This window comes from Corynebacterium sp. UMB10321, from assembly GCF_030228725.1.
In the GTDB taxonomy this organism is placed as follows: domain Bacteria; phylum Actinomycetota; class Actinomycetes; order Mycobacteriales; family Mycobacteriaceae; genus Corynebacterium; species Corynebacterium pseudogenitalium.
Map to the genome: position 1 here is coordinate 1 of NZ_JASOZC010000032.1, position 380 is coordinate 380.

Sequence of the window (380 nt, forward strand, 5' to 3'; positions counted from 1 at the left end):
AAATCAAAGTAACCCCAATAAATATTGTTATACTTAATAAGGCCATTTGGCAAACTAGTTGGATGCAAGACCAAATTGATAGCTTTTTATTATACTGAAAGTGAAAGTCACTCAGTCGTGTCCAACTCTTTGCAACCCCATGGACTGTAGCCCACCAGGCTCCTCTGTCCATGGGATTTTCCAGGCAAGAATACTGGAGTGGGTTGCCATTTCCTTCTCCAGGGGATCTTCCCAACCCAGGGATCAAACCTGGGTCTCCTGCATTGCAGGCAGATTCTTTACCATCTGAGCCACCAGGGAATAATTAAATCTGCCATCTACTATCTTTTCACAATTAATTTTCTATTCTAAAAAATGACATCATGGGGAAAGACATGGGG

General features: G+C 42.1%; 1 tRNA gene. It reads right to left on the reverse strand.

Annotated features, from left to right (window positions below):
* Positions 1-227 precede the first annotated feature (227 nt).
* A tRNA-Cys gene (locus tag QP752_RS11210) sits at positions 228-301 on the reverse strand.
* Positions 302-380: the final 79 nt, after the last annotated feature.